Genomic DNA, 1,354 nt, shown 5'->3' with positions numbered 1-1,354 from the left:
GCAAGAGGCTTTAGGGGGGGGTAAATTAGAAGAGAATCAATCTGTGTTCGTAGAACTCAGTCCGCATACTTTGTTTAAAATTCAAGCCCCTAACCCTAAAGCGCATTTGGCAAGCGTCCCCTCTACTTTGAATAAGCCCGATATCTTAAGTGTTGTGGATGGGGGGCTCTACTTCCTCAAAGAGTTTAAAGGACCTCAAGAAGCCTTTATCAGTGTGGCGCGTAAGCATAAGATCGGCTGGGAGTTTGAGCGCCATACTTTAGAGGAATTACCCCAACTACAAGCCCAAGCACAACAAGGCAAGATACTCTACACTCCCCTTAAGATCACCCCCAACCCTACCACCCAAGAGCTAAAAAGTCAAGCCCTAGAACTCCACACCACCGCTAAAGAACAAGAAGAGGGGTTTAAAGAGCTCTTAGAGGGGCTTAAGGGGGGTGATAGCACGCTAGAAGCCAACAACACCTTAAAGAGCGTACAGAGTATAGAAGAGAAGTTGGCGTATTACAATGGGGATGCACAAAGAGTGGATGACTTGCTAAGGGGGGCTATAGTGGTAGATAGGCAAGCTTTTAATATGGAGCTTGTACGCGTGTTTGAGAACTTAGAGAATAACCACAACATTAAGGACATTAGTCTCAAGTTTATAAAAACCCAAGATGGGTATCAGGGGGTGCATATAGGCTTTGACTTTAAGGGCGTGCCCAGTGAGGTACAGCTGCACACGCCCAAGAGTTGGAAGGTGAAGAAGGCATTAGACCCCCTCTATAAGGCTAAACGCAGACTCCAATTAGAGGGCAAATTAACCAAAAAAGACCTTAAAGAGTTTAAACGTAAAATGAAGTCCATGGCTCAAGAGTCGGATTTAGATAGTAGCTTGCTCACTTCGTTTAAGCTCACTTCGCCACAAGCATCATCGGTAACATCTGTTTTAGAAAAAAAATCTTGGGTTGATTCAAACGCCACCCAAGAACCCCCCTTAAACTCAAAAGCGGGTTCTTCCTCAGAGTCAGAAAACGCATACAATCTACGCGAATCAAAGTTAAACCAAAAATCCACATCTTTAACCGGGGGTAAGGGGATAGACACTGACATACAGACTCCTTTAAATGAGAGTAGCACAAGCCCCCTTAAGATCACCCCTAAGGCAAGTGGCAGGGGCGTTCTATAGGGAAGACTTGGGGTATATTGATCTTGTGTGGGGCAATCTTAAAGGAGAGGGAAGAGGCGCTAAGGGGTGGGGCTTATCTAAAATCTTTGCCAAGCATCTTGAGGACTTTAAGGGCTTTGAGGGTAGTACTCCTTTGCAGCAGTTTGCTAGGGGGTTAGAGGAGACCGCGCAGAGGGGGGCAAT

The 1,354-nt window shown here is 45.9% G+C and carries 1 protein-coding gene and 1 pseudogene; both read left to right on the top strand.

Annotation, left to right across the window (positions count from 1 at the left end; genetic code table 11):
• Positions 1-1,171, top strand: a pseudogene (locus tag C6G87_RS07615) (hypothetical protein); the annotation flags it as partial.
• The coding region (locus tag C6G87_RS08900) for a putative barnase/colicin E5 family endoribonuclease (RefSeq protein WP_459177836.1) at positions 1,110-1,354 on the top strand (245 nt) is incomplete at its 3' end. The pseudogene C6G87_RS07615 and the gene C6G87_RS08900, both read left to right, overlap by 62 nt.

This window comes from Helicobacter baculiformis, from assembly GCF_900197685.1.
Taxonomy (GTDB): Bacteria; Campylobacterota; Campylobacteria; order Campylobacterales; family Helicobacteraceae; genus Helicobacter; species Helicobacter baculiformis.
The sequence above is the reverse complement of the archived record's forward strand: the minus strand, read 5'-3'. Positions and strand labels throughout refer to the sequence as shown.